At 51.2% G+C, this 21,561-nt stretch carries 21 protein-coding genes; 4 read left to right on the forward strand and 17 right to left on the reverse strand.

The window, feature by feature from the left end; genetic code table 11:
- Positions 1-62: 62 nt before the first annotated feature.
- The 14 genes from DXX3274_RS13970 to flhD form a co-directional block, all read right to left on the reverse strand.
- Entirely contained in the window at positions 63-485 is a 423-nt protein-coding gene (locus tag DXX3274_RS13970) for a flagellar protein FlhE (RefSeq protein ID WP_042860287.1), read from the reverse strand.
- Positions 485-2,572 carry a flagellar biosynthesis protein FlhA gene (gene flhA / locus DXX3274_RS13975; RefSeq protein ID WP_042860288.1) on the reverse strand — a complete coding sequence of 696 codons (2,088 nt, stop codon included), beginning with the start codon at positions 2,570-2,572 and terminating at the stop codon, positions 485-487. Before flhA ends, DXX3274_RS13970 begins: the two co-directional genes overlap by 1 nt.
- Positions 2,565-3,716 (reverse strand): flagellar biosynthesis protein FlhB, encoded by a 1,152-nt coding sequence (gene flhB / locus DXX3274_RS13980; protein ID WP_042860290.1) that lies wholly within the window; start codon positions 3,714-3,716, stop codon positions 2,565-2,567. Before flhB ends, flhA begins: the two co-directional genes overlap by 8 nt.
- 227 nt (positions 3,717-3,943) lie before the next feature.
- Entirely contained in the window at positions 3,944-4,588 is a 645-nt protein-coding gene (gene cheZ, locus DXX3274_RS13985; protein ID WP_013318518.1) for a protein phosphatase CheZ, read from the reverse strand.
- Positions 4,589-4,597: 9 nt separating this feature from the next.
- Positions 4,598-4,987 carry a chemotaxis response regulator CheY gene (gene cheY / locus DXX3274_RS13990; RefSeq protein WP_013318519.1) on the reverse strand — a complete coding sequence of 130 codons (390 nt, stop codon included), beginning with the start codon at positions 4,985-4,987 and terminating at the stop codon, positions 4,598-4,600.
- Positions 4,988-5,021: 34 nt separating this feature from the next.
- On the reverse strand, positions 5,022-6,074 hold the full coding sequence (locus tag DXX3274_RS13995; RefSeq protein WP_038667887.1) for a chemotaxis response regulator protein-glutamate methylesterase: 1,053 nt from the start codon (positions 6,072-6,074) through the stop codon (positions 5,022-5,024).
- Positions 6,074-6,946 (reverse strand): protein-glutamate O-methyltransferase CheR, encoded by an 873-nt coding sequence (gene cheR / locus DXX3274_RS14000; protein ID WP_042860292.1) that lies wholly within the window; start codon positions 6,944-6,946, stop codon positions 6,074-6,076. Before cheR ends, DXX3274_RS13995 begins: the two co-directional genes overlap by 1 nt.
- A 708-nt stretch (positions 6,947-7,654) precedes the next feature.
- On the reverse strand, positions 7,655-9,355 hold the full coding sequence (locus tag DXX3274_RS14005) for a methyl-accepting chemotaxis protein (RefSeq protein ID WP_042860293.1): 1,701 nt from the start codon (positions 9,353-9,355) through the stop codon (positions 7,655-7,657).
- A gap of 117 nt (positions 9,356-9,472) precedes the next feature.
- Positions 9,473-9,970, reverse strand: a complete 498-nt coding sequence (cheW, locus tag DXX3274_RS14010; RefSeq protein WP_013318523.1) for a chemotaxis protein CheW — start codon at positions 9,968-9,970, stop codon at positions 9,473-9,475.
- A 35-nt stretch (positions 9,971-10,005) separates the two neighbouring features.
- Positions 10,006-12,033, reverse strand: a complete 2,028-nt coding sequence (gene cheA / locus DXX3274_RS14015) for a chemotaxis protein CheA (RefSeq protein ID WP_193747086.1) — start codon at positions 12,031-12,033, stop codon at positions 10,006-10,008.
- A gap of 17 nt (positions 12,034-12,050) precedes the next feature.
- On the reverse strand, positions 12,051-13,181 hold the full coding sequence (gene motB, locus DXX3274_RS14020; protein WP_042860296.1) for a flagellar motor protein MotB: 1,131 nt from the start codon (positions 13,179-13,181) through the stop codon (positions 12,051-12,053).
- Positions 13,178-14,065, reverse strand: a complete 888-nt coding sequence (motA, locus tag DXX3274_RS14025) for a flagellar motor stator protein MotA (RefSeq protein WP_038667872.1) — start codon at positions 14,063-14,065, stop codon at positions 13,178-13,180. The genes motB and motA overlap by 4 nt, the downstream gene beginning before the upstream one ends.
- A gap of 133 nt (positions 14,066-14,198) precedes the next feature.
- A complete protein-coding gene (gene flhC, locus DXX3274_RS14030; protein ID WP_038669508.1) occupies positions 14,199-14,777 on the reverse strand; it encodes a flagellar transcriptional regulator FlhC in 579 nt (192 codons plus the stop codon).
- Between the two features lie 2 nt (positions 14,778-14,779).
- Complete coding sequence (flhD, locus tag DXX3274_RS14035; protein WP_038667870.1) at positions 14,780-15,130, reverse strand: flagellar transcriptional regulator FlhD; 351 nt, start codon at positions 15,128-15,130, stop codon at positions 14,780-14,782.
- Between the two features lie 624 nt (positions 15,131-15,754).
- Here flhD and DXX3274_RS24250 point away from each other — a divergent pair.
- From DXX3274_RS24250 to DXX3274_RS14050, 3 genes are all read left to right on the forward strand, one after another.
- On the forward strand, positions 15,755-16,003 hold the full coding sequence (locus DXX3274_RS24250; protein WP_042860299.1) for a hypothetical protein: 249 nt from the start codon (positions 15,755-15,757) through the stop codon (positions 16,001-16,003).
- A 1-nt stretch (position 16,004) separates the two neighbouring features.
- Positions 16,005-16,286, forward strand: coding sequence for an iron-containing alcohol dehydrogenase (locus DXX3274_RS24255; RefSeq protein ID WP_042860300.1), 282 nt, complete (start codon positions 16,005-16,007; stop codon positions 16,284-16,286).
- A gap of 338 nt (positions 16,287-16,624) precedes the next feature.
- Complete coding sequence (locus DXX3274_RS14050) at positions 16,625-18,352, forward strand: methyl-accepting chemotaxis protein (RefSeq protein ID WP_042860301.1); 1,728 nt, start codon at positions 16,625-16,627, stop codon at positions 18,350-18,352.
- A gap of 36 nt (positions 18,353-18,388) precedes the next feature.
- Here DXX3274_RS14050 and dsrB read toward each other — a convergent pair whose 3' ends face one another.
- Genes dsrB through DXX3274_RS14065 form a run of 3 tightly spaced genes read right to left on the reverse strand, consistent with a single transcriptional unit; the run spans position 18,389 to position 19,586 of the window.
- Positions 18,389-18,589, reverse strand: coding sequence for a protein DsrB (dsrB, locus tag DXX3274_RS14055; RefSeq protein ID WP_042860303.1), 201 nt, complete (start codon positions 18,587-18,589; stop codon positions 18,389-18,391).
- 56 nt (positions 18,590-18,645) lie between these two features.
- Positions 18,646-19,065, reverse strand: a complete 420-nt coding sequence (locus DXX3274_RS14060; protein WP_042860304.1) for a VOC family protein — start codon at positions 19,063-19,065, stop codon at positions 18,646-18,648.
- A gap of 41 nt (positions 19,066-19,106) precedes the next feature.
- On the reverse strand, positions 19,107-19,586 hold the full coding sequence (locus DXX3274_RS14065) for an anti-virulence regulator CigR family protein (RefSeq protein WP_042862127.1): 480 nt from the start codon (positions 19,584-19,586) through the stop codon (positions 19,107-19,109).
- A 420-nt stretch (positions 19,587-20,006) separates the two neighbouring features.
- On the opposite strand from DXX3274_RS14065, the gene DXX3274_RS14070 reads away from it, so the two are divergent.
- Positions 20,007-21,443 (forward strand): EmmdR/YeeO family multidrug/toxin efflux MATE transporter, encoded by a 1,437-nt coding sequence (locus DXX3274_RS14070; protein WP_042860305.1) that lies wholly within the window; start codon positions 20,007-20,009, stop codon positions 21,441-21,443.
- Positions 21,444-21,561: the final 118 nt, after the last annotated feature.

Raw genomic sequence — 21,561 nt, forward strand, 5'->3', positions numbered from 1 at the left:
CTAAACTGATCGTTACTCACGCATCTTGTCGTAGAAATATCAGTGTATATAGTTTCAATGCACTATTGATAGTTCACTGATATCTCATTGGATGCCACATCCACCGATGTAACCATCCGCCCGCTTCCGGGCACATAGAACAACATCCTGAACTCGCTGTTGGCGGGTACGCCCTGCAATCCGCGAGTTTGCCCGCTGGCGCCATCCAGATTGACGCAACGATTGGCGGCGCAGAGCTTGACGGCAAGATCTATCGGCGCCGGCGATTTCAGTTGATATCGCCAGTAGATTACCGTCACGGATTGGGCGGCCGTCACGCCCAATCCCGGGGGAGGAAGCAACGCAGGCGAAGAGGCCAGCATGCCCTTGTATTGAAATGATGGCCCGGTCAGGCTTGTATTCCACCCACCTTGTTGAGCGAGGGCGCTGCATGAAAACGCCCCTGTCGCTAAACTAAAAAGACCAACTATCAACATGCTCTTCATCAGGAAGACTCACCAATCATCGACGTCATTCTGATCTGCCGGCTATCGCTGATCTCGAGGTTAGACAATACGGCAATTTGCGGCAGGCTGCGGTGCAGGAAACGTGACAACAATCCGCGCAGTGCGTGGTTAACCAGCAACACCGGCGGCGCTCCCAGCATTTCCTGTCGTTGCAATGCCTGTTTTGCCTGTTCCAATAATCTGTCGCTCAAGCCGGGTTCCAGACCGCCGCCGCCCTGAAGCGCCTGTAACAGCAAACGCTCCAGCGCACTGTCAAGACCAATCACCTGCAGCTCCGTATCGCCCGGGAACCACTGCTGCGTGATAGCCCGCCCCAACGCAATACGCACCGCGGTAGTCAGCTCATAGGGATCGGTTTGCACCGGTGCGTGCTCGGCCAGTGTTTCAATAACCGTGCGCATGTCCCGAATCGAAACCTGTTCGCTTAACAGGTTCTGCAGCACCTTGTGCAGAGTCGTTAAGGTCACTACGCCCGGAATAAAGTCTTCGGTCAGCTTCGGCATTTCCTGAGACACGCGGTCCATCAATTGCTGCGCTTCCTGACGGCCGAACAACTCACTGGCATGCATGCTGAGTAAATGGTTCAGGTGCGTAGCCACGACCGTACTGGCCTCAACCACGGTGTACCCTTGTGTTTGCGCCTGCTCTTTCAGCGCACTTTCAATCCAGATCGCCGGCAGGCCAAAAGCGGGATCTTTAGTCAAATCACCCGGCAAGGTACCTACCGCATTTCCGGGGTTAATCGCCATCCAGCGCCCGGGGTGAGCTTCGCCGCTGCCGATCTCAACCCCTTTCATCAGAATACGATAGCTGGCCGGCTGCAGATCCAGATTATCCCGGATGTGAACGACCGGGGGCAGAAAGCCCATTTCCTGAGCAAATTTCTTTCTGATACTGCGAATACGCCCGAGCAACTCGCCATTTTGCTGAAAATCAACCATCGGAATCAGGCGGTACCCTACTTCCATACCAAGCGGATCTTCCAGTTGCACATCGGACCAACTGGCTTCCACCACCTGAGGTGTAACGGGTGCCGCAGCCGCGGCTTCATTCGCTGCAAATTCCGCTTTGCTTTCTCCTTTCCTCATCCACCAGGCCAGCCCTAACAAAGCGCCGGTGAAAAGCAGGAAAACAAAGTTAGGCATACCGGGGACCAAACCGACCAACCCCAACACCCCGGCGCTCAGGACCATGACACGCGGGTTATTGAACAGCTGGGTCACCATCTGCTGACCAACGTCCTGATCGGTACTGACCCGCGTCACGATCACACCGGCCGCGGTTGAAATCACCAGAGCAGGGATTTGCGCCACCAGACCATCACCGATGGTCAACAGCGTGTAGTTCTCAACCGCCTGTCCCAGCACCATATCATGCTGAACCACCCCGACCAGCAGCCCGCCGATAATGTTGATAGCCATAATCATCAGCCCGGCGACGGCGTCCCCCCGCACGAACTTACTGGCACCATCCATGGAGCCGTAAAAATCCGCTTCCTGGGTCACTTCAGAACGCCGTTTCTTGGCTTCATCTTCACCGATCAACCCGGCATTCAGGTCGGCGTCAATGGCCATTTGCTTACCTGGCATACCGTCCAACGTAAAGCGCGCGCCAACTTCAGCGATACGGCCAGCACCCTTCGTGATAACCATAAAGTTGATCAGCACCAGGATAATGAACACCACAATACCGATGGCAAAATTACCGCCAACCAGGAAGTGGCCGAAGGCTTCAACCACACGCCCGGCGGCGCCGGCACCGGTATGTCCGTCCATCAGAATGACACGAGTCGATGCCACGTTGAGCGACAGACGCAACAGCGTGGAAAACAGCAGAATGGTAGGAAAGGCGGCAAAATCGAGTGTGCGCTGGGTAAACATGGCGACCAGCAGCACCATAATGGACAGTGCGATGTTAAACGTAAACAACAAGTCCAGAACAAACGGTGGCAACGGCAGAACCATCATCGACAAGATGAGCAATATCAGAACAGGTCCTGCCAGAATCTGCCATTGTGAACCTTTCATATTGCCTGGTAGGCGAAGCAAAGAGGCCAGATTAGCCATCGGTTGTTTTCTCTTTAGCAAAATCCAGTGCATCCGGCACAGGTAAGTTTTTAGGTTTACGCGGTATCAAACCGCCTTCACGTTTCCAGCGCTTGAGCTGGTAGACCCAGGAAAGCACTTCAGCAACTGCGGCATATAATCCGGTGGGAATGTGATGCCCAATCTCAGTATGACGGTAAAGGGCGCGTGCCAACGGCGGTGCTTCCAGAATCGGGATACGATGCTCGGATCCCAGTTCGCGAATGCGCAGCGCTATCTGATTGGTGCCTTTGGCCAATACCTTGGGCGCATGCATTTTCTTCTCATCATACTTCAGTGCCACGGCATAATGGGTCGGGTTGGTAACAATCACATCCGCTTTCGGCACATCCGCCATCATTCGACGCTGGGCCATCGCTCGTTGCTGCTGGCGAATGCGGCCTTTGATATGCGGATCCCCTTCGTGTTCTTTGTATTCGTCGCGGATTTCCTGCTTGCTCATACGCAGCCGCTTAATATGGCTCCATATCTGCCAGCCCACGTCAAAAGCCACCATGGGAAAGAGCCCCAGGATCACCCAGAAGCAGCACAGGAAGGCAATGTTCAGCGCATCTTTTATCGCGCTCCCCAATGGCTCAGACACAAGGTGCAGCATGCTATTCCAGTTGTGCTTGAGAAACCAGAAAGTAATGCAGCCGACAATGACGGCTTTGAGGATGGCTTTAAATAATTCGGCCAATACATGGGTTGAAAACATACGTTTCAACCCAGATAGCGGATTCATTTTACCAAAATCGAAGCTGATCGCCTTGGTGCTAAAAATCAGTCCCCCCAGCAATACCGGCGCGGCCAGGGCAACCAGTACCAGACCGAATAAGATGGGGACAAGCGCCATCACCGCCTGCTCGATCAGCGAGCCGACATGGGAAATGATTAACCGCTCATCGCTGATGAATTTATGGTCAAAAATCAATCCCTTGGCCATCATATCAGTCAGTCTGGCCGCCATGCCGGAGCCGCTTCCCCACAAAATCGCCAGGCCGGCGATCAACATAAGCACCGACGTCAATTCTCGCGATCGGGGAATTTGACCTTCTTCTCGGGCTTTTTCCGTTCGTTGGGGGGTGGGAGCTTCTGTTTTCTCCAGATCGCTATCGTCTGCCACTACCAGCCGCTCCTGTTAATGCTCGCTGACATAAAGTTATACACCGTTAGCATGACAAATCCGGCAAATCATGATGGGTAGAAAAAAGGAGAAAATAAGCGGCTATTTATTTTATTGCATAAGATGGGGCGCAGGAATTTACGATCGGGACACGCCCGATCGTAAACATCCACATACCTTACGCCACGATGCCCACTCATACGGATGCAATGGGTGTCGGGGAAAAATCAGAAACCCAGGCTATCCAACAGGTCATCAACCTGATCCTGGTTAGAAACAATACCTGCGGCGGTTTTATCAACCTGAGGCCCATTAAGCAGGCCTTCATTCGCACGACGGGTTTCAGACGGTTTTTCCGGAATGTTTTCCAGCAAGACCATCAGCAGTTGTTTTTCAATTTCCTGAACAACATCCATCATGCGCTTAATCACTTGCCCGGTTAAATCCTGGAAATCCTGAGCCATCATGATCTCCAGCAACTGAGCATTGGTAAACGCAGTATGGTCCGGGACGGATTCGAGGTAGTTGCGCGTATCGGTAACCAACTCACGCGCCTCCGACAGTTCAATCGGATTCTCAAACCACTGATCCCAGCGAACCTTCAGGGATTTGGATTCTTCTTCCAGTTGATTCTGACGAGGCTGGGCGGCTTCAACACAACTTAGTGCACGCTCTGCAGCTTGTGCGGTCATCTGAACTACATAATCAAGACGATCGCGAGCATCAGGAATCGCTTCCGCCGCTTCAGTGATCGCCTGATCCAAACCAAGCTCTTTCAGGCTATCACGCAGCATGCGTGTCAGTTGCCCGATACGAGAAATAATCTCTGTGGCAGACGCATGATCGTTAATGGGCATCGGATGTGGATTCATGGCATCTCCTTACATACCAAGCTTTTCGAAAATCTTACTCAGTTTTTCTTCAAGCGTAGCGGCAGTAAACGGTTTAACAACATAACCACTGGCACCAGCCTGTGCTGCAGCAATAATATTCTCTTTCTTTGCTTCAGCGGTTACCATCAGAACGGGAAGCTTGGAAAGCGTGCCATCGGCACGGATAGCCTGCAACAGCTCAAGTCCGTCCATATTAGGCATGTTCCAGTCAGAAATGACAAAATCGAAACCGCCTGAACGGAGCTTGTTCAGAGCATCAGCGCCATCTTCCGCTTCTTCCACATTGTTGAAGCCCAGCTCTTTTAGTAGATTTCGAACAATACGACGCATTGTCGAAAAATCATCCACTACTAAAAATCTGAGTTCTTTATCAGCCATACCTACTCCTAATATTATTGCTCACCCGGAGCTGCTATATACGTAATGCCTGTCCGGCAGAAACTTGTGCCAGCATCCGCTGACTCACCTGGTGCAAATCCACCACCTCATCGACACCACCGAGTGCAATAGCCTCTCGAGGCATACCGAATACCACACAGCTGGCTTCATTTTGCGCGATCGTATACGCCCCCGCTTTATGAAGTTCCAGCATTCCCGCGGCCCCATCATTTCCCATGCCAGTTAGGATTACTCCTACCGCATTTCGCCCGGCGTACTGTGCAACAGAGTGGAACAGTACGTCAACAGAAGGACGATGACGATTAACCGGCGGGCCATCATGCAATTTTACCTGATAGTTCGCACCGCTACGCGCCAGTTCAAGATGCCGGGCACCAGGCGCGATATACGCATGCCCCGGCAGGACACGTTCACCGTCCTCGGCCTCTTTCACTGTAATCTGACACAGTTTATTCAACCGCTCAGCGAAAGACTTGGTAAATCCCGGCGGCATATGCTGAGTAATCAGCAACGCCGGGCTGGTCGGCGGCAACGGCTGCAAGACATGCCTGATCGCCTCGGTGCCGCCGGTTGAGGCGCCAATTGCGATCAGTTTTTCACTACTGAGCAACGGTGTACTGGGGATCAACACCGTAGGCGCAGGCGTCGCGTTGCGCTGAGGCAAACGCGCTTTGGCAGCCATACGGATTTTTTCCGCGATCAGTTCACTGTATGCCAACATCCCTTCGCGAATGCCCAACTGAGGCTTGGTAACAAAATCGATCGCCCCGAGCTCAAGCGCCCGCAAAGTAATTTCCGAACCTTTACCGGTCAGCGAAGACACCATCACTACCGGCATAGGACGAAGTCGCATTAATTTTTCAAGAAAATCAAGACCATCCATGCGCGGCATTTCCACATCGAGCGTCAACACCTGCGGATTGAACTTCTTGATTAAATCGCGAGCCACTAAAGGGTCAGGTGCAGTGGCAACCACCTCCATATCGGGATGACTATTAATGATTTCGGTCATGATCTGACGCATTAGCGCAGAATCATCAACACATAATACTTTTATTTTGCTCATTATCTTTCCTTAGCCAGCCCATAAACAGTCTGCCCGCGCAGGTAAAATTCCCGACTGATCTGACTGAAGTTCTCTGAATGCCCGGCAAACAATAATCCGCCCGGTTTAAGCAGCGGAACAAAACGACGTAAAATGCGCTCCTGAGTCTCTTTATCAAAATAAATCATTACGTTACGACAAAAAATCGCATCAAAAGGCGCTGGCAGAGACCACTCGGGAGCCAACAGATTCACTTGCTGAAAATGTATCATGTTCGCCAGATCCGGCCGAACACGGACCAACCCGCTGTGCGGCCCGGTTCCCCGCAAAAAGAAACGCTGCATCTGCTGTGGAGAAAGCGAACGCAGATCTTCCTGCCGGTAAATGCCGGCAGATGCTTTCTCTAAAACCTGCGTATCAATATCGCTGGCGACGATCTGACAGTTACTGGCACGGTCGCCATAGACTTCAGCCAGGGTCATCGCCAGTGAGTAAGGCTCTTCTCCCGTAGACGCGGCGGTACACCAGATGCTGTACCCCCCGGGCCGTTTGCGGGCGTGCTCGGCAAGAATGGGGAAATGGTGCGCCTCACGAAAAAACGCCGTCAGATTGGTCGTTAACGCATTAATAAATGCCTGCCATTCGGCACTGTTCGGATCCGACTCCAGCAAAGCAAGGTACTGACCAAAATCGTTGATTCCCAGTAAACGCAGCCGTCTGACCAGACGGTTGTAGACCATCTCACGTTTATGGTCGGCCAGCACGATGCCGGCGCGCTGATAGATAAGCTGGCTGATTCTTCGGAAATGAACATCAGACAGCGGCAACCGTTCAACCATCTGACTCAAAATAGATGTAGAACCTGAACGATTTGGCGATGGTGTATTTTTCATATCTGACCGCCCGAAAATGGATAGATGATTTTATTGTTTTCCAATCAGACTTCCCATTATAGCTATTACAGGTCTCATGCTTTAATCTCCGGCATCCTCTTATGCGATGAACCGGGTACCACCCAGAATACCAGCGGGAAGCGAGCTTTTATCAGCCCTTCTCCGACGGATTAATGGCGATAATCATGCGATGGTTTACATTGATGCCTTTTCGGCATTGTTCATCGTGAAGATTGCTCACCGAAAAATAATGCAATGCTTATCGTCGCCATACGCTCCTGAGTGCTGCAAGCCTGCATCTGACTGACAATCACGCTCAGAATGCCGTTAAAATATGCCTATATAGTTGGCATTACTTATATCAATCGGCCGTATTAAACCTTTCTTTAACTAAAGAAGCGTCATAACGGTAACAAAAATTAAAACTGCAGCCTTTGTCTCAAAACCACAACCGTACCTATACCGTCTGCAGAACATTAAGGCACAGAATCCCTTAAAAATATCTTAAGTAAACATCATTCAATATAGCGTCTCCCTGCCATTTTTTTGTTCCGTGATGCAGCTTTCATTAGTGATAGAAAAGAAAGCTGTAAAAATCATCAGATGAAAATCTATGCTCAGCATTGTTATTGTTGCTCAGGATAAGTTTTCATTATTACCGGTCTATTCATCGGATGGGCCGATAACCTGGCCCATCCGATTCAGCGATTAAAAGGTTTCCCAGTTATCGGTAGTTTTGCTGGCTCTGGCTTTTTTCTCTTTCTCTACGGAAGCAGGCGTTGCCAGGAGAACCGGTTTGGTAACCGGCGCCCGTGAAGCAATCGCAGCGGGGCGCCCGGCCATTGCATTGTCTGACAACCGGAATACGGCTACTGCCTGATTCAATACCCGGACCTGCTCTTCAAGTGCATTAGCCGCAGAAGCAGACTCTTCCACCAGAGAGGCGTTCTGTTGGGTAACACGGTCCATCTCGGTCACCGCCAGGCCAACCTGATCGATACCGCGGCTTTGCTCCTCAGACGCAGAAGCGATTTCACCCATGATGTCAGTAACACGTGTAACGGCACCAACGATCTCGCCCATGGTTTCCCCGGCACTTTCAACCAGTACGGAGCCTTCCTCAACCCGATTTACCGAATCCTCAATCAGAGATTTGATCTCTTTGGCCGCTTGAGCGCTGCGCTGGGCCAGGTTACGCACTTCTCCTGCCACAACAGCAAAGCCTCTTCCCTGCTCTCCGGCTCTGGCCGCTTCAACAGCAGCATTCAGCGCCAGAATATTGGTCTGAAAAGCGATACCGTCGATCACGCTGGTGATATCAGCAATCTTCTGCGAACTGCCGGCAATGTTATGCATGGTTTTCACCACGTTATCAACGACCTTGCCGCCTTTCTGCGCGGTTTCGGAGGCGCTCAACGCCAGTTGGCTTGCCTGCCGCGCATTCTCGGCGTTCTGCTTCACGGTGGATGTCAACTGCTCCATGCTGGCAGCAGTTTCTTCCAGCGCCGCAGCCTGTTGTTCGGTTCGTGACGACAGGTCACTATTGCCAGCGCTGATTTCCGATGCGCCGGTATAAATGGCCTCAGCCCCCTGCCGAACCGCACTGACCGTCGTAAAGAACTCTGTCTGCATATGACGCAGGCTATCAGCCAGGTTCCCCATTTCGTTCGTGCCATGGACATCAATCCGGGTAGTCAGGTCGCCTTTCGCCATATGCCGGATATGTTCAATAAGATTGGTCAATGGCTGAATAAGCGAACGATTGATACCCAGCCAGACAAGCAGAGCCATCACGACAACCAGTACCGCTACCGATATCAGCAGCCATAATGCCGTTGAATAAGACGAATTATTTTCATCTACGGCATTGGCATAGACTTTGTCGTAAGAGTCTTTGTAAGAATAATAGGCCTTCTCGAACTTGTCCTGAAAACTTTGAGTCGGCTGATCAAAAAACTCCTTCAGCCTACCGTTAGAGATAAAAACAATCAGATCGCTTAATGCGCTATTCAACGCGGTGTAATTATCTTTCACCACTTGAGCTACAGCCGGATCCTGCTGATTGGTATAAGGGATCTTTTCATAGTTGGCGAAGTGGGTGTTAGCGATAACCAGCTGTTTTTTCGCCAGTTCAATCAGCTCCTTGGCTGACACGCCTCCAGATGCCCCGCCTGATGCATCCATGGCATAACGCGTTCCGGCACGGTTCAACGTGTTACGCGTCTGCAATAAATAAGACCAGGTAGATTCCAGTTCTGATTTTTGCTGATTAATAATTCGTGTCGTCGTGAAGATATCTCTGTCCGACTTCAGTGCATTAAAAAATAACCCACCAGAAATGATTTGAAGAGCAATAAATAGTCCAAGAACGATAACTAGCCCGGTAACAACTTTTACACGATTCAGCATATTAAGCCTTAATAACAACGATCACTGATGCTTGTGCATCTCTATAACTTTTGAATTCCAGAGATTGAGGGTATCAAATGAGATGGGCCACCGAAGTGGCCCAATATGGCTGGTTTATTAAACCTTCATGACGCTATCAACCAACGCCATTTCCTCGCTGCTGAGTAGCTTCTCAATATCAACCAGAATCAGCATGCGCTCGCCCAGAGAACCCAGCCCGGTGAGGTATTCCGTCGACAGGGTCACCGCGAACTCCGGAGCAGGACGAATTTGATCTGCGGTCAGTGACAACACGTCAGATACGCCATCAACCACGATGCCCACTACACGCTGTCCCAGATTCAAAACAATGACGACCGTATTGTCATCATAGTCGACTTCCTGCTGCATAAACTTGATGCGCAAATCGACGATCGGCACGATGACGCCGCGAAGGTTGGTAACACCTTTAATAAAGCTCGGCGTGTTGGCAATGCGAGTGACCTGATCGTAACCGCGAATCTCTTGAACCTTCAAAATGTCCACGCCGTACTCTTCGTCACCCAGCGTGAAAATCAAAAATTCCTGACCTACTGTCTCGCCTGCTAATTTTGTGACATTTGCAAGTCCAGTCATGTTTCTCACCTTTAATCTATAGCTGTAATTTGCTGTTAAGCTGCGGTTTCAACCACACGCTTTTCCCGATAAAGCGCCTGCAACGCAGAAACATCCACAATCAGCGCTACGCTACCATCACCCAAAATAGTTGCGGCTGAAACGCCTGGTACCTTGCGATAATTGCTTTCCAGGTTTTTCACAACAACCTGATGCTGACCAATCAACTGGTCAACCAGCAAGGCATAACGACGGCCGGCACTCTGCAGGATAACAACGATCCCCTGAGTAGCATCCGTTTTTGCTCCGGCGACATCGAACACCTGATACAGCTCAACCAGTGGCAGATATTCGCCACGAACCTGCAGCACACGCTCTCCTCCAGCCAGAGGATACAAATCTTCGGCCTGCGGCTGCAGAGACTCCATAACCGCGTTAAGCGGCAGGATAAATACATCGTTATTGACCTTGACCGACATCCCATCCAGGATCGCCAGCGTCAACGGCAGAAGAATGCGGATGGTGGTTCCCTTACCTTTCACGAAATGAATTTCAACATGCCCACCCATTTCCTGGATATTTCGTTTCACCACATCCATGCCAACGCCACGACCCGACACATCGGTCACTTTCTCGGCAGTAGAAAAACCGGGAGCAAAAATCAGCATACCGACTTCTTCGTCAGTCATGCTATCGCTCACCGCCATCCCCTGGGACAGGGCTTTGGCCAGGATACGCTCGCGATTCAGACCCGCACCGTCGTCAATCACTTCGATACAGATATTGCCGCCCTGATGTTCCGCAGACAGCGTCAGGTTTCCGACAGCCGATTTGCCCGCTTCAATACGCTTTTCCGGTGACTCGATACCATGGTCCAGACTGTTACGCACAAGGTGCGTCAACGGATCAATAATACGTTCGATCAGGCTCTTATCCAGCTCGGTTGAACTTCCCAATTGGGTCAGTTCAACTTCTTTGCCCAGCTTGGCGGCCAGGTCGCGAACCAGACGCGGGAAACGGCTGAATACATATTCCATCGGCATCATACGGATCGACATCACGGACTCTTGCAGGTCACGCGCGTTTCTTTCCAACTGCCCCATGCTATTAAGTAGGTCGCCATGAGCGACCGGGTCCAGAGCGCTGGAACGCTGAGCCAGCATGGATTGGGTAATCACCAGTTCACCAACCAGGTTAATGAGCTGGTCAACTTTTTCCACCGCTACACGGATGCTGGTATCACCGGCTTTTTGTCTGCCTTTGGCTGCATCATTGCCGCCTGCAGGCTTGGCCGCCGGTGCAGCCGCCACTGGCGCAGCAGGCTGAACGGGGGCAACTGGCGCAGGCTCAGCCGGCTCGACCACCGCAGCAACTGGCGGAGCAGCGTCGGCTGGCGCTGCCTCAGCGGCAGATTTGAAGTTGATTTGGTCCGGTTCCAGCACAAAACACAGCACAGCGCTGATGTCATCTTCGCTGGCTGACGTTTCCAGCGTTAGCTCAACACTGTTGCTGGTCTGCGCCGTATCTTTTACCGTCCCCAGATTCCCCAATTCTTCAAGCAACTGAGGAATATCTGACTCTTTCAGGTTGGTAAGGGCAATACGCAATCCCGAATGACCGCCGGCGGAAGCCGGTGTAGGGGACGCGGAAACCGGTTGTTCAGCATTTACCTTGACAGAGGCCGCTCCGGCAGCACCATCATCTTTGGACTCCAGAGCAAGCTGGCGCAGAGCCTGACAGATATACTCAAAGCTTTCGGCGTTGGGCTCTTGCGAGGTTTTGTAAGCATCCAACTGATCCTGCATGATATCTTTGGTTTCCAAAAACAGGTTGATAATATCAGTGCTCAATCGCATTTCACCGCGTCTGGCACCATCCAACAGGTTTTCTAATATGTGCGTAGTTTCCTGCAATACCGTGAAACCGAACGTGCCCGCGCCCCCTTTAATCGAGTGAGCAGCGCGAAATATGGCATTCATCTGTTCCGTATCGGGCGCTAACGGATCAAGTTGCAATAAATGCTGCTCCATGTCCGCCAACAATTCATCTGCTTCATCAAAGAATGTTTGATAAAAAGCACTCATGTCCATGCTCACGTGGGTCACCTCTGCTGTGAATCGCGGCTTGTTGAAGAAGGTGTCGCCTGGCTATCAGGTGCTGCTGGCAAGGCTGTAGTAGGCTGTCGACGTCCTGTCGTCGACGCGCCATTCGCCCCCGACGCCGGCGCCGTCGTTGCCGGTGCCTGAGCAGGAGCCACAGTTGAGCCAGATGCAGGCGTCCCATTGGTTTCGGGTTGTGGTGTAGCCGTACTGCTACCGTTATCCGCAGGCGCGGTAGCCGGTTTGGCCTTTTCCATCCCCATGTTCTGCAAATTCTCTATTTTATCAATGTTTACTGCGCTGCTTTCAGCATTTTCACGTTCGATGTTTTCCTGTGCCTGCTTGTTCAGGACGACCAGGCTGATTCGCCGGTTGATGGCATCGCTGCCTCCCTTCGCCTGCTTTAGATTCATCGTGTCGGCCATGCCAACTACGCGTAAAACCTTACCTTCAGCCAGTCCACCTACAATCAGTTCACGCCGGGAAGCATTAGCGCGGTCGGCCGACAATTCCCAGTTGCTGTAGCCTCGCTCCCCCATCGCATACTGTGCATCATCAGTATGGCCCGATAAACTGATTTTATTGGGGATATCATTCAAAATCGGCGCGATCGCTCGCAAAATATCGCTCATGTACGGCTCGACCTGAGCGCTGCCGGTTTTAAACATTGGGCGATTGTTGCTGTCAATAATCTGAATACGCAGCCCCTCATCCACCATTTCAATCAACAGATGCGGACGTAACGCTTTAAGACGGGGATCAGCCTCAATCAATTGATCGAGCCGCTCCCGCAGTTTGTTCAGTTTGATTTCCTCAAGACGGCCATCCATGGTGTCAATCTGCCGCTTCACATCGCCTTCTTGCTGAGTAGGATCCGAACCGCCGCCCGGAATGGGGTTGGAGGCATCACTCATCTTCGGACCGGACGTGATGGCGATTTTCAATGGCGTGCGGAAATATTCGGCAATCTGAGCCAACTGGGAAGGTGAGGAAATGGCGATCAGCCACATGACCAGGAAGAGAGCCATCATAGCAGTCATGAAGTCGGCATAAGCAATCTTCCATGAACCACCATGATGAGCGGCATGCCCCGATTTACGTTTTTTGCGGATAATGGGATGCTGGTGTTTCATGCGTCATTTTCCGATGCCTGCTGTGCCGGTGCCTTCACATTACGAATATGCTCTTCCATCTCGGTAAATGAAGGACGCACTGTTGAATAAAGGGTTTTACGACCGAATTCAACAGCAATCTGCGGCGCATAACCATTCAGGCTGGATAACAGTGTCACCTTGATGCACTGAAGAACCTTGAGCTTCTCTGAGTTCTTCTGGCGTAACAGCGACGCCAGCGGCGACACAAAGCCATAAGCCAGCAAAATCCCCAGGAACGTACCCACCATCGCGTGGGCGATCATCATCCCCAGTTCTGCGGCAGGGCGATCAACAAACGCCAGAGAATGCACAACCCCCATGACCGCCGCCACGATACCGAATGCCGGCAAACCATCCCCCATCAGGTTCAGACTGGTAGCAGGTACTTCAACTTCATGCTCGACAGTTTCGATCTCTTCATCCATCAGCGTTTCGATTTCAAACGCATTCATGTTACCGCTAACCATCAGTCGCAGATAATCCGTGACGAACTCTACGATATAGTTATCAGAAAGGATGCGGGGATAATTGGAGAAAATCTCACTCTCTTTTGGGTTGTCGATATCAAACTCCAACGAGAGCATACCCTGCTGACGGGACTTGGCCATCAGCCGGAACAATACCGCCATCAGATCCATGTATACCGCTTTCGTATATTGGGATCCTTTCAACAGCGTGGGAAGCGCTTTCAGCGTCGCCTTGATCGCTTTGCCGTTGTTACCAACAATAAACGCACCCGCAGCCGCGCCACCAATAATCAACAGTTCCGAAGGCTGATACAACGCCCCCAACTCGCCACCCACGATAAGATAACCGCCAAGTATGGAGCCTATAGTGACAAGATAACCCAATATAACCAGCACAAGAATTCCTTATAGATAGTAAAAGGGTGGCGGAGAGAGTTATAAATGCAGTCTTACCAACGACTTATTTGGAGGGAATACTGCCATCGGGCAATGAACGCGCGATGACAGAACCACAAAATCGCCATCAGGCTCAGACTGCATGTTTAACCTGTTCGTCCAGCAGTTGAGGTATCATATCGGCAACATTCGGCGAAAGTTTACGTCTTTTTACTGCTCTGGAGGGTGGCTGGCATAAACTGCAGACAAAACTATTCTTGGGCTGATGCGCATGGGTAATGAACATACCCTTGCAGCAATTACATGAGGACAGTTGCAGCATGCCGCTATCCACAAAACGAACCAATGTCCAGGCGCGGGTCAACGCCAGCAAAGGCACATCGCTTTGGGGAGCACATTGTTCGAGGTAAAGACGGTAAGCCTTGATTACTGCCTCGACACCGGTGCATTGTCCATTTTTGAGTAAAAACAGATAGGCGTTATAGAACATGGAAGAATGGATATTCTGTTCCCATGTCATGAACCAGTCGGTAGAAAACGGCAGCATTCCTTTAGGTGGAGGGCTACCCCGTAATTCTTTATACAGCTTGATTAAGCGACCGCGACTTAATTGCGTCTCGCTTTCCAGCATCTGCAGGCGCGCACCCAGTGAAATGAGTTCCATCGCCAGCTGGATATCCTTAGCTTCCTGAACAATACTTTTCTCCGCCATCATTATGCCCTTTTCTTAGGCAAGCCTTCTTCTTTTGAAGACAGCTCTTGTAATAAATGACTCGACAACAAAATACCGGTATGAATCTGTTGCAGATCATCAACCCGGGATTCTTGTGTTAATAACTTAATCGTATTGTGATCACTGAAGCGGAAATGACATATTAACTGATTGGTTTCAGCGAGCTTTACCATTTGCGGCAAAGTCAGCTGCATCAATGCCTCAGCCATTTCTTCATTGATACCTAACCGGAACATCGCTGATGCTTTTTCGTCGTTTATTAATCGCTGAGCCAGTAACAAATAAGACAAATTGATGTCATAAATGTGCTTGAGCAATTCAGAGGTACCCATATTCCCATCCCGACAGACTATGTTTCAAACATAAGTTAGGTGATAGACTGCTCACCCGCTAAACAATCACTCTCCATAGGTGGCATGAAAACTATCGGTGCCAGATAATTCTACTACTTTATAATCTTCTAATATGACGAAAAATACAGCATCAACGTTGATGCGTCTGAGGCTCCATCTCTTCATAACTCCAGGCTCATCCTTTCTCTGTATTGCGTCCAACATAGAACGTAGGATTAATCCTAATCCTCCGCCACTGTACCGCCTTCGGCCTGACTCATACAACGCAGGCATATCAGCATTTTGATAATTATGTGATCTGAGTCACAAAAATGAAAGAGGCAAAACATAATATTTCACTGATTTTTGCCCTGCTGTGAAATTTTCCTGAACACAATATGATCACAACAGGAGAAAAAAACTCCCCGCAATAGATTTTCGTCTGACACGACAAAAACAATTAATTGATTTTAAAAGTAAAAAATTGACACACACCTGCTTATCAGATTAAACCCTGGCTCTACAACCACTTTGATTTACATTAATATTTCTAATTTTATCACCTGAGTTACTATTTCAGTAGTGCATTTTGTGTCCATATAACGAAATACTGGAGCCATTTTCATGTTGGATTTTGAGTATTTCAACCCGACGAGAATCCTTTTTGGGCCAGGCAAACTGACTGAGATTGTCAAATACATTCCGGAAAATGCCCGCATACTAATAACTTATGGCGGAGACAGCGCCAGAAAATACGGCACGCTGGATGAAATCCGACAGATATTAATCCATTATACCTGCTTCAAATTCGGCGGTATCTTTCGGGCTGGACCATGCGCAAACGCTGGCGGTACTTCTGCCGTCCTTGCTTGATGTGCAGCGACGCACGAAGCATGACAAACTGGTGCAGTACGCCCACCGGGTATGGAATCTTACCGCTACGGATGAGGAAAACCTGATTTCACTGGCTATCGAGAAAACACGAGAGTTCTTTGAAAACATGGGAGTGAAGACCCGAATGCGCGACTACAACCTGCCCGAGTCCGCAATTGACGATATGCTGGCGAATCTGGACAAGTTTCATTTGTTGCCACAGGGGGAACACCAGGATATTGACCGTGCCGTCGCCCAGCGGATTCTGCGTCAAAGTTATTAAACCGCCGTTCCTGATTAGCCGAACACAGTAGCCCAATGCATCACGCGCGTATGCCGTTTCCGGGTACGCGCCTTCCTGTTTTTAGACATCCGTCACGCCGATTAATTGCCTAATAATTGAAATATATAAATAACGTTATCTGATATGCCTCTGCCGCCAGATTCGTGATCGACATCGCATTGAAATTCATGAATGTTTCACATTATATGCCGATGTTAGATTATGTTGGTATTTGAGTACGGATCGCCACACAGCTGTTTCCAGAAACAAAAAAACACCCAAACTACACCTGCGCGTAGTACGGTTGATGCAGATATATTTTTCCTGAAAATGAGCGAATGGATATGAAAATGATGTCAAAGTCTGAACAACAGGGTAAAACCGGCATATTGAGTAATCTTGGACTGGTGCCGTTATTTGTCATCATTCTGGGCGGGATCATGCTGTTATTCGCCCTGGCCATCGGCACCGCCAGCTACTTTTTGGTGCGCGCCAATCAGAGCCTGGATTACGTTACTCAGGAAATTGACGTCCGCCTCGGGCTGTCAAACAGTTCCAACCATCTCAGAACCGCTCGCCTGCTCATTATCCAGGCCGGCGCCGCCGTTCGCGTTGGCGACACGGAAGTATTCAATAACAACCTGAAGCAGGCGGAACAACGCATTGCCTCGTCGAAGGACGCCTTCAACGTTTATGAGAATCGTGCCGTCAAAACCGACACGGATCTGGCGTTGGAGCCGGAACTGAATAAGGCCTATAACGATTACGTAGGAAAAGGCATCATGCCGATGCTTAAGGCGGCGAAAGATGGTTATTTCGAAGAAATACTGACGCACGAATCGGAAGAGGTTCGTGTGCTGGACGAAGCCTACAATAAGCCATTGCTGAAAGCGATTGCCTTCCGAACCGAGCGAGCCAAAGCGCTTAATAGCAATGCGCAATATCAGGCCATGATGGGTTACACGCTGATGGCCGTCAGCTTCGCCATCGCCATCGTCATGACCCTGCTGACCTTCCTGTTCCTGCGCGGTACGCTGATCAAGCCGATGAACCGTCTGGTGCAGCGTATTCAACGTATTGCTCAGGGCGACCTGACCCAGCCTAACGAAACCTATGGCAGAAATGAAATCGGCATCCTGAGCCAGAACATCCAGCAAATGCAGGCATCGTTGGTGCATACGGTTTCCACCGTACGCGACAGTGCGGACTCCATTTATCAGGGAACCACTGAAATCACGGCCGGTAATAGCGACCTCTCTTCCCGTACCGAGCAGCAAGCGGCGGCGATTGAAGAGACCGCCGCCAGCATGGAACAGTTGACCGCAACCGTAAAACAGAACTCCGACAACGCGCACCATGCCAGCCAGCTAGCCTCTAATGCCTCCGGCAAGGCGAAACAAGGGGGCGAAATCGTCGAGAATGTGGTTAACACCATGAACAGCATTTCCGGCAGCTCACGGAAAATTTCTGAAATCACCAACGTGATCAACAGTATCGCCTTCCAGACCAACATCCTGGCGTTGAACGCCGCGGTAGAAGCGGCGCGTGCGGGCGAACAAGGCCGGGGATTCGCGGTGGTGGCGGGAGAAGTGCGCAGCCTGGCGCAACGCAGTGCTCAGGCGGCCAAGGAAATTGAAGGCCTGATCTCCGAATCCGTGTCTCTGGTTCATAGCGGTTCAGAGCAGGTAGACAAGGCGGGTCAAACCATGCATGAAATCGTTCAGGCCGTCAGCAGCGTGACCGACATTATGAATGAAATCGCTTCTGCCTCGGATGAGCAAAGCCGCGGCATCACTCAGGTCGGGCAAGCGATTTCCGAGATGGACAGCGTCACGCAACAAAACGCCGCACTGGTGCAGCAGGCCACTGCCGCCGCCTCATCGCTCGAAGAACAGGCGATGGTGCTGACCCGCGCAGTGTCCGCCTTCAAACTTACCGGCCATCGCCAGGATAAGGGTTACGCCCCGGCTCCCCTTGCGCCAAAACCGCTGTTGGCTACGTCAACCGCAGCGCTGAGTTCTTCTTCCAGCGCTAAATCCGGCAACGATAACTGGGAAACCTTCTGATGTGTGCAGGCCGATGCGGGTGACCGTATCGGCCTGTTATTTCTCCGCGGGTTGACGCGGCTCGACAAAGACCCCCTCCGGGCTGTTAAGCTCGTTGAAGAACCAGATCCCCTCGGGGTAGTCCTCCAGTGCAATCAGGTACATGATTCCTTCCTGAAACGGCTCCACCGCCAGGATGACCCCTTCTCTTCGCACTTCGCCATCGGTCTTTACTGTCACCGCATCATTTACGTTCAATCGTTCACCTCGTCTTCTTTCGTCCCGGCGCTGCCGTACAGCCCATACGAAAACACTTATGCCAATCCGCCGACGGTATTGTCAAACTCCGGGGTATAGACAAAACACAGTTTGTTCCCTTCCGGGTCACGACAGTAAGCGCCGTAATAGTCAGGGGCATAGTGCGGGCGAAGTCCTGGCGCACCTTCATCAGCGCCTCCCAGCGATAACGCGGTTTGCCAAACGTGGCGTACAGCCTGCGGTGAACTGGCGGCGAAGCTGACCTGTGTGCCATTTCCCCAGGTCGCCGGCAAGCCATTGAGCGGAACCTGCACATAAAACTGCGGCCAACGCCGCCCCGGGATATGCCACCCTTGCCCCGCCGGGCCGCCAGGTTCCTCCTCAACCGGGACAAACCCGAGCTCCCCCAGAATAGCAGCATAAAAGCGGACCATAAGGTCGATATCCCGGGCACCGAGGATGATATGACTGAACATCTCTTTTCCTTTATGTCTATTTCACGCTCCAGACCCGACCATCAGTCAAACACACCGTTGATAATGGTGGTCACTACCGCCGTACTGATCGCAATCAATACCAGATCTTTACCAACAATCCGCCATTCATACCCTGGGTAAGACGGCAACCCGCGCAGCATTTCAGGTGGCACGGCACGGCGAGCAATCCCCGGCGGCAGCGGTTTCCCTCTGGCCAGATTTTTCGCAACGCCGGGAGGAAGCCCACGATAACCGGTAAAGCCATGATCGACGGCAAGACGCCGCGCATCATTATATGAGAAACGGTTGCGATCCGGCGATCGCTCGCCATCGTCGGGCATGGATGAACGGGCGCCCCCTGGATGTCCCCCCTGCTGGCGAGGGTTATCGCGCTGCCATTGGTAATCGGGTCCACCATTGCCCGGCCCTTTCCCACCGGGTTCTGCCAATACCGGAACCGAAGCCGAAAAAACAGAGGTAGCCAGCACCATCGCCAGCACTGAAAAAGAGGATTTAGACATGGTACGGCCTTTATAATGAATGGAAACCATAAGGAATATATATAGCGTGAATAGCCGGACGAATAGGGAATTTCTCAGTTTTTATCTATCGGCATACACGGCACATCAGCGCCGCATTCGCGCCACTGACAGATGAATATATCGCCGCATACTTTTAAAACATCGTTTCATCTGAATTGCTGTTTTTCTGATATCACCGACTCCACCTTGCCCAACATACTTTTATAATCACCACGGTGAATAGTTTTATGAACATGCAATTCAACCGCGATGTTCACGGTACAACGCGAAGCCTGTTTGATCTCGGTTTACGCTTGTCGGCGACTGCACTCTGGTTTAGACGCGGAACACGCTCAGTTCGTGATGAAAAAGGCTCGCGACATTTGTCCTCCTTCCGCCTGTGATACGAAGATAGGTAACATGATTTTGAATACAGCCAAACAGCTGTTGAGTACACTGAGAAACACCTCCTGGTACAAAAAGCGTCATTCCAATCGAGTCCTGTTCTGGCGTGAAATTACGCCATTAGCGGTTCCTATTTTTATCGAAGGGCTGTGTGTGGTGCTGATGGGGATATTCAGCACCTTTCTGGTTAGCTGGCTGGGTAAAGAAGCCATGGCCGCCGTAGGATTGGCGGATAGCTTCAACATGCTGATTATTGCGTTTTTCACCGCGGTCGCGTTGGGGACTGCCGTCGTGGTGGCGTTTAGTCTTGGTCAGCGTAATCGTAAACAGGCCCGGCAAGCCGCACGGCAATCGATCTCATTATTGGTGCTGATCTCCCTGCTGCTGGTGGTGCTGGTGGAGTTTGCCGGTCAAATCATCATCGACCTGATTGCCTATAATGCCGAGCCGGCCGTGAAATCACTGGCGCTGACATTTCTGCGCCTTACCGTATGGGGTTACCCGGCGCTGGCTATCACGCTGGTCGGTTGCGGCGCATTGCGCGGCGCCGGCAACACCCGCTTGCCGATGATCATCAATATCGGGATGAATATCCTGAATATTCTGCTCAGCGGCGTATTGATTTACGGCGTGGCCTCATGGCAAGGCGTAGGGTTCATTGGCGCGGGACTGGGGATCACGCTCTCTCGCTATCTGGGCGCGTTATGCGTCGTGCTCGCGCTGACCAAAGGCTTCAACGGCGCGCTGCGCATCCCGTTTCAGAGCTACTTCGCGCCGTTCACCACCACGATTCTCTATGAGGTGCTCAGCATCGGTATTCCGGCCAGCATCGAATCGGTCATGTTTAATGTGGGGAAATTGATCACCCAGCGCTTTGTCGCCGGCATGGGGACCGAGGTCATCGCAGGCAACTTTATTGCCTTTTCAATCGTCGCGCTGATTAACCTGCCAGGTAACGCTCTGGGTTCGACCTCGACCATCATTGTCGGGTCGCGTCTGGGTAAAGGACAACGTATGCAACCGGAACGGCAGTTGAAGTATATCTTCTGGCTTTCCAATGTTGGTCTATGCGCACTGGCATTACTGTCTGTGCCTACCGCCGGATTGATGGCCTCAATGTATACCAACGAACCCGATGTGATTACCGTGGTTAAACAGTTGATCTGGCTGAATGCGTTGTTCATGCCTATATGGGCTGCGTCCTGGGTACTACCCGCCGGCCTGAAGGGAGCCAAAGATGCCAGCTATACTATGTGGGTCGCACTGGCTGGAATGTGGGGTTGCCGGGTGATCGCCGGTTATATTCTGGGCATTATGCTAGGGTTTGGGGTGATCGGCGTTTGGATGGGGATGTTTTTTGACTGGATCGTCCGTGGCGCGCTGTTTTATCACCGTATGGTCAGCGGCAAATGGTTGTGGCGCTACAAACCCACGGTCAACCAGGACAGGTAAGAAAATCGGCATCCTCAAAAACGTATTTAGAAATATGACGTTTAATATTTCAATAAGAATAAAATCATCACAGCAGCTAATCATTTGACCAAGGAAGTGTCACGATTTTCTTTATTTT

This window comes from Dickeya sp. NCPPB 3274 (assembly GCF_000406205.1).
Taxonomy (GTDB): Bacteria; Pseudomonadota; Gammaproteobacteria; order Enterobacterales; family Enterobacteriaceae; genus Dickeya; species Dickeya fangzhongdai.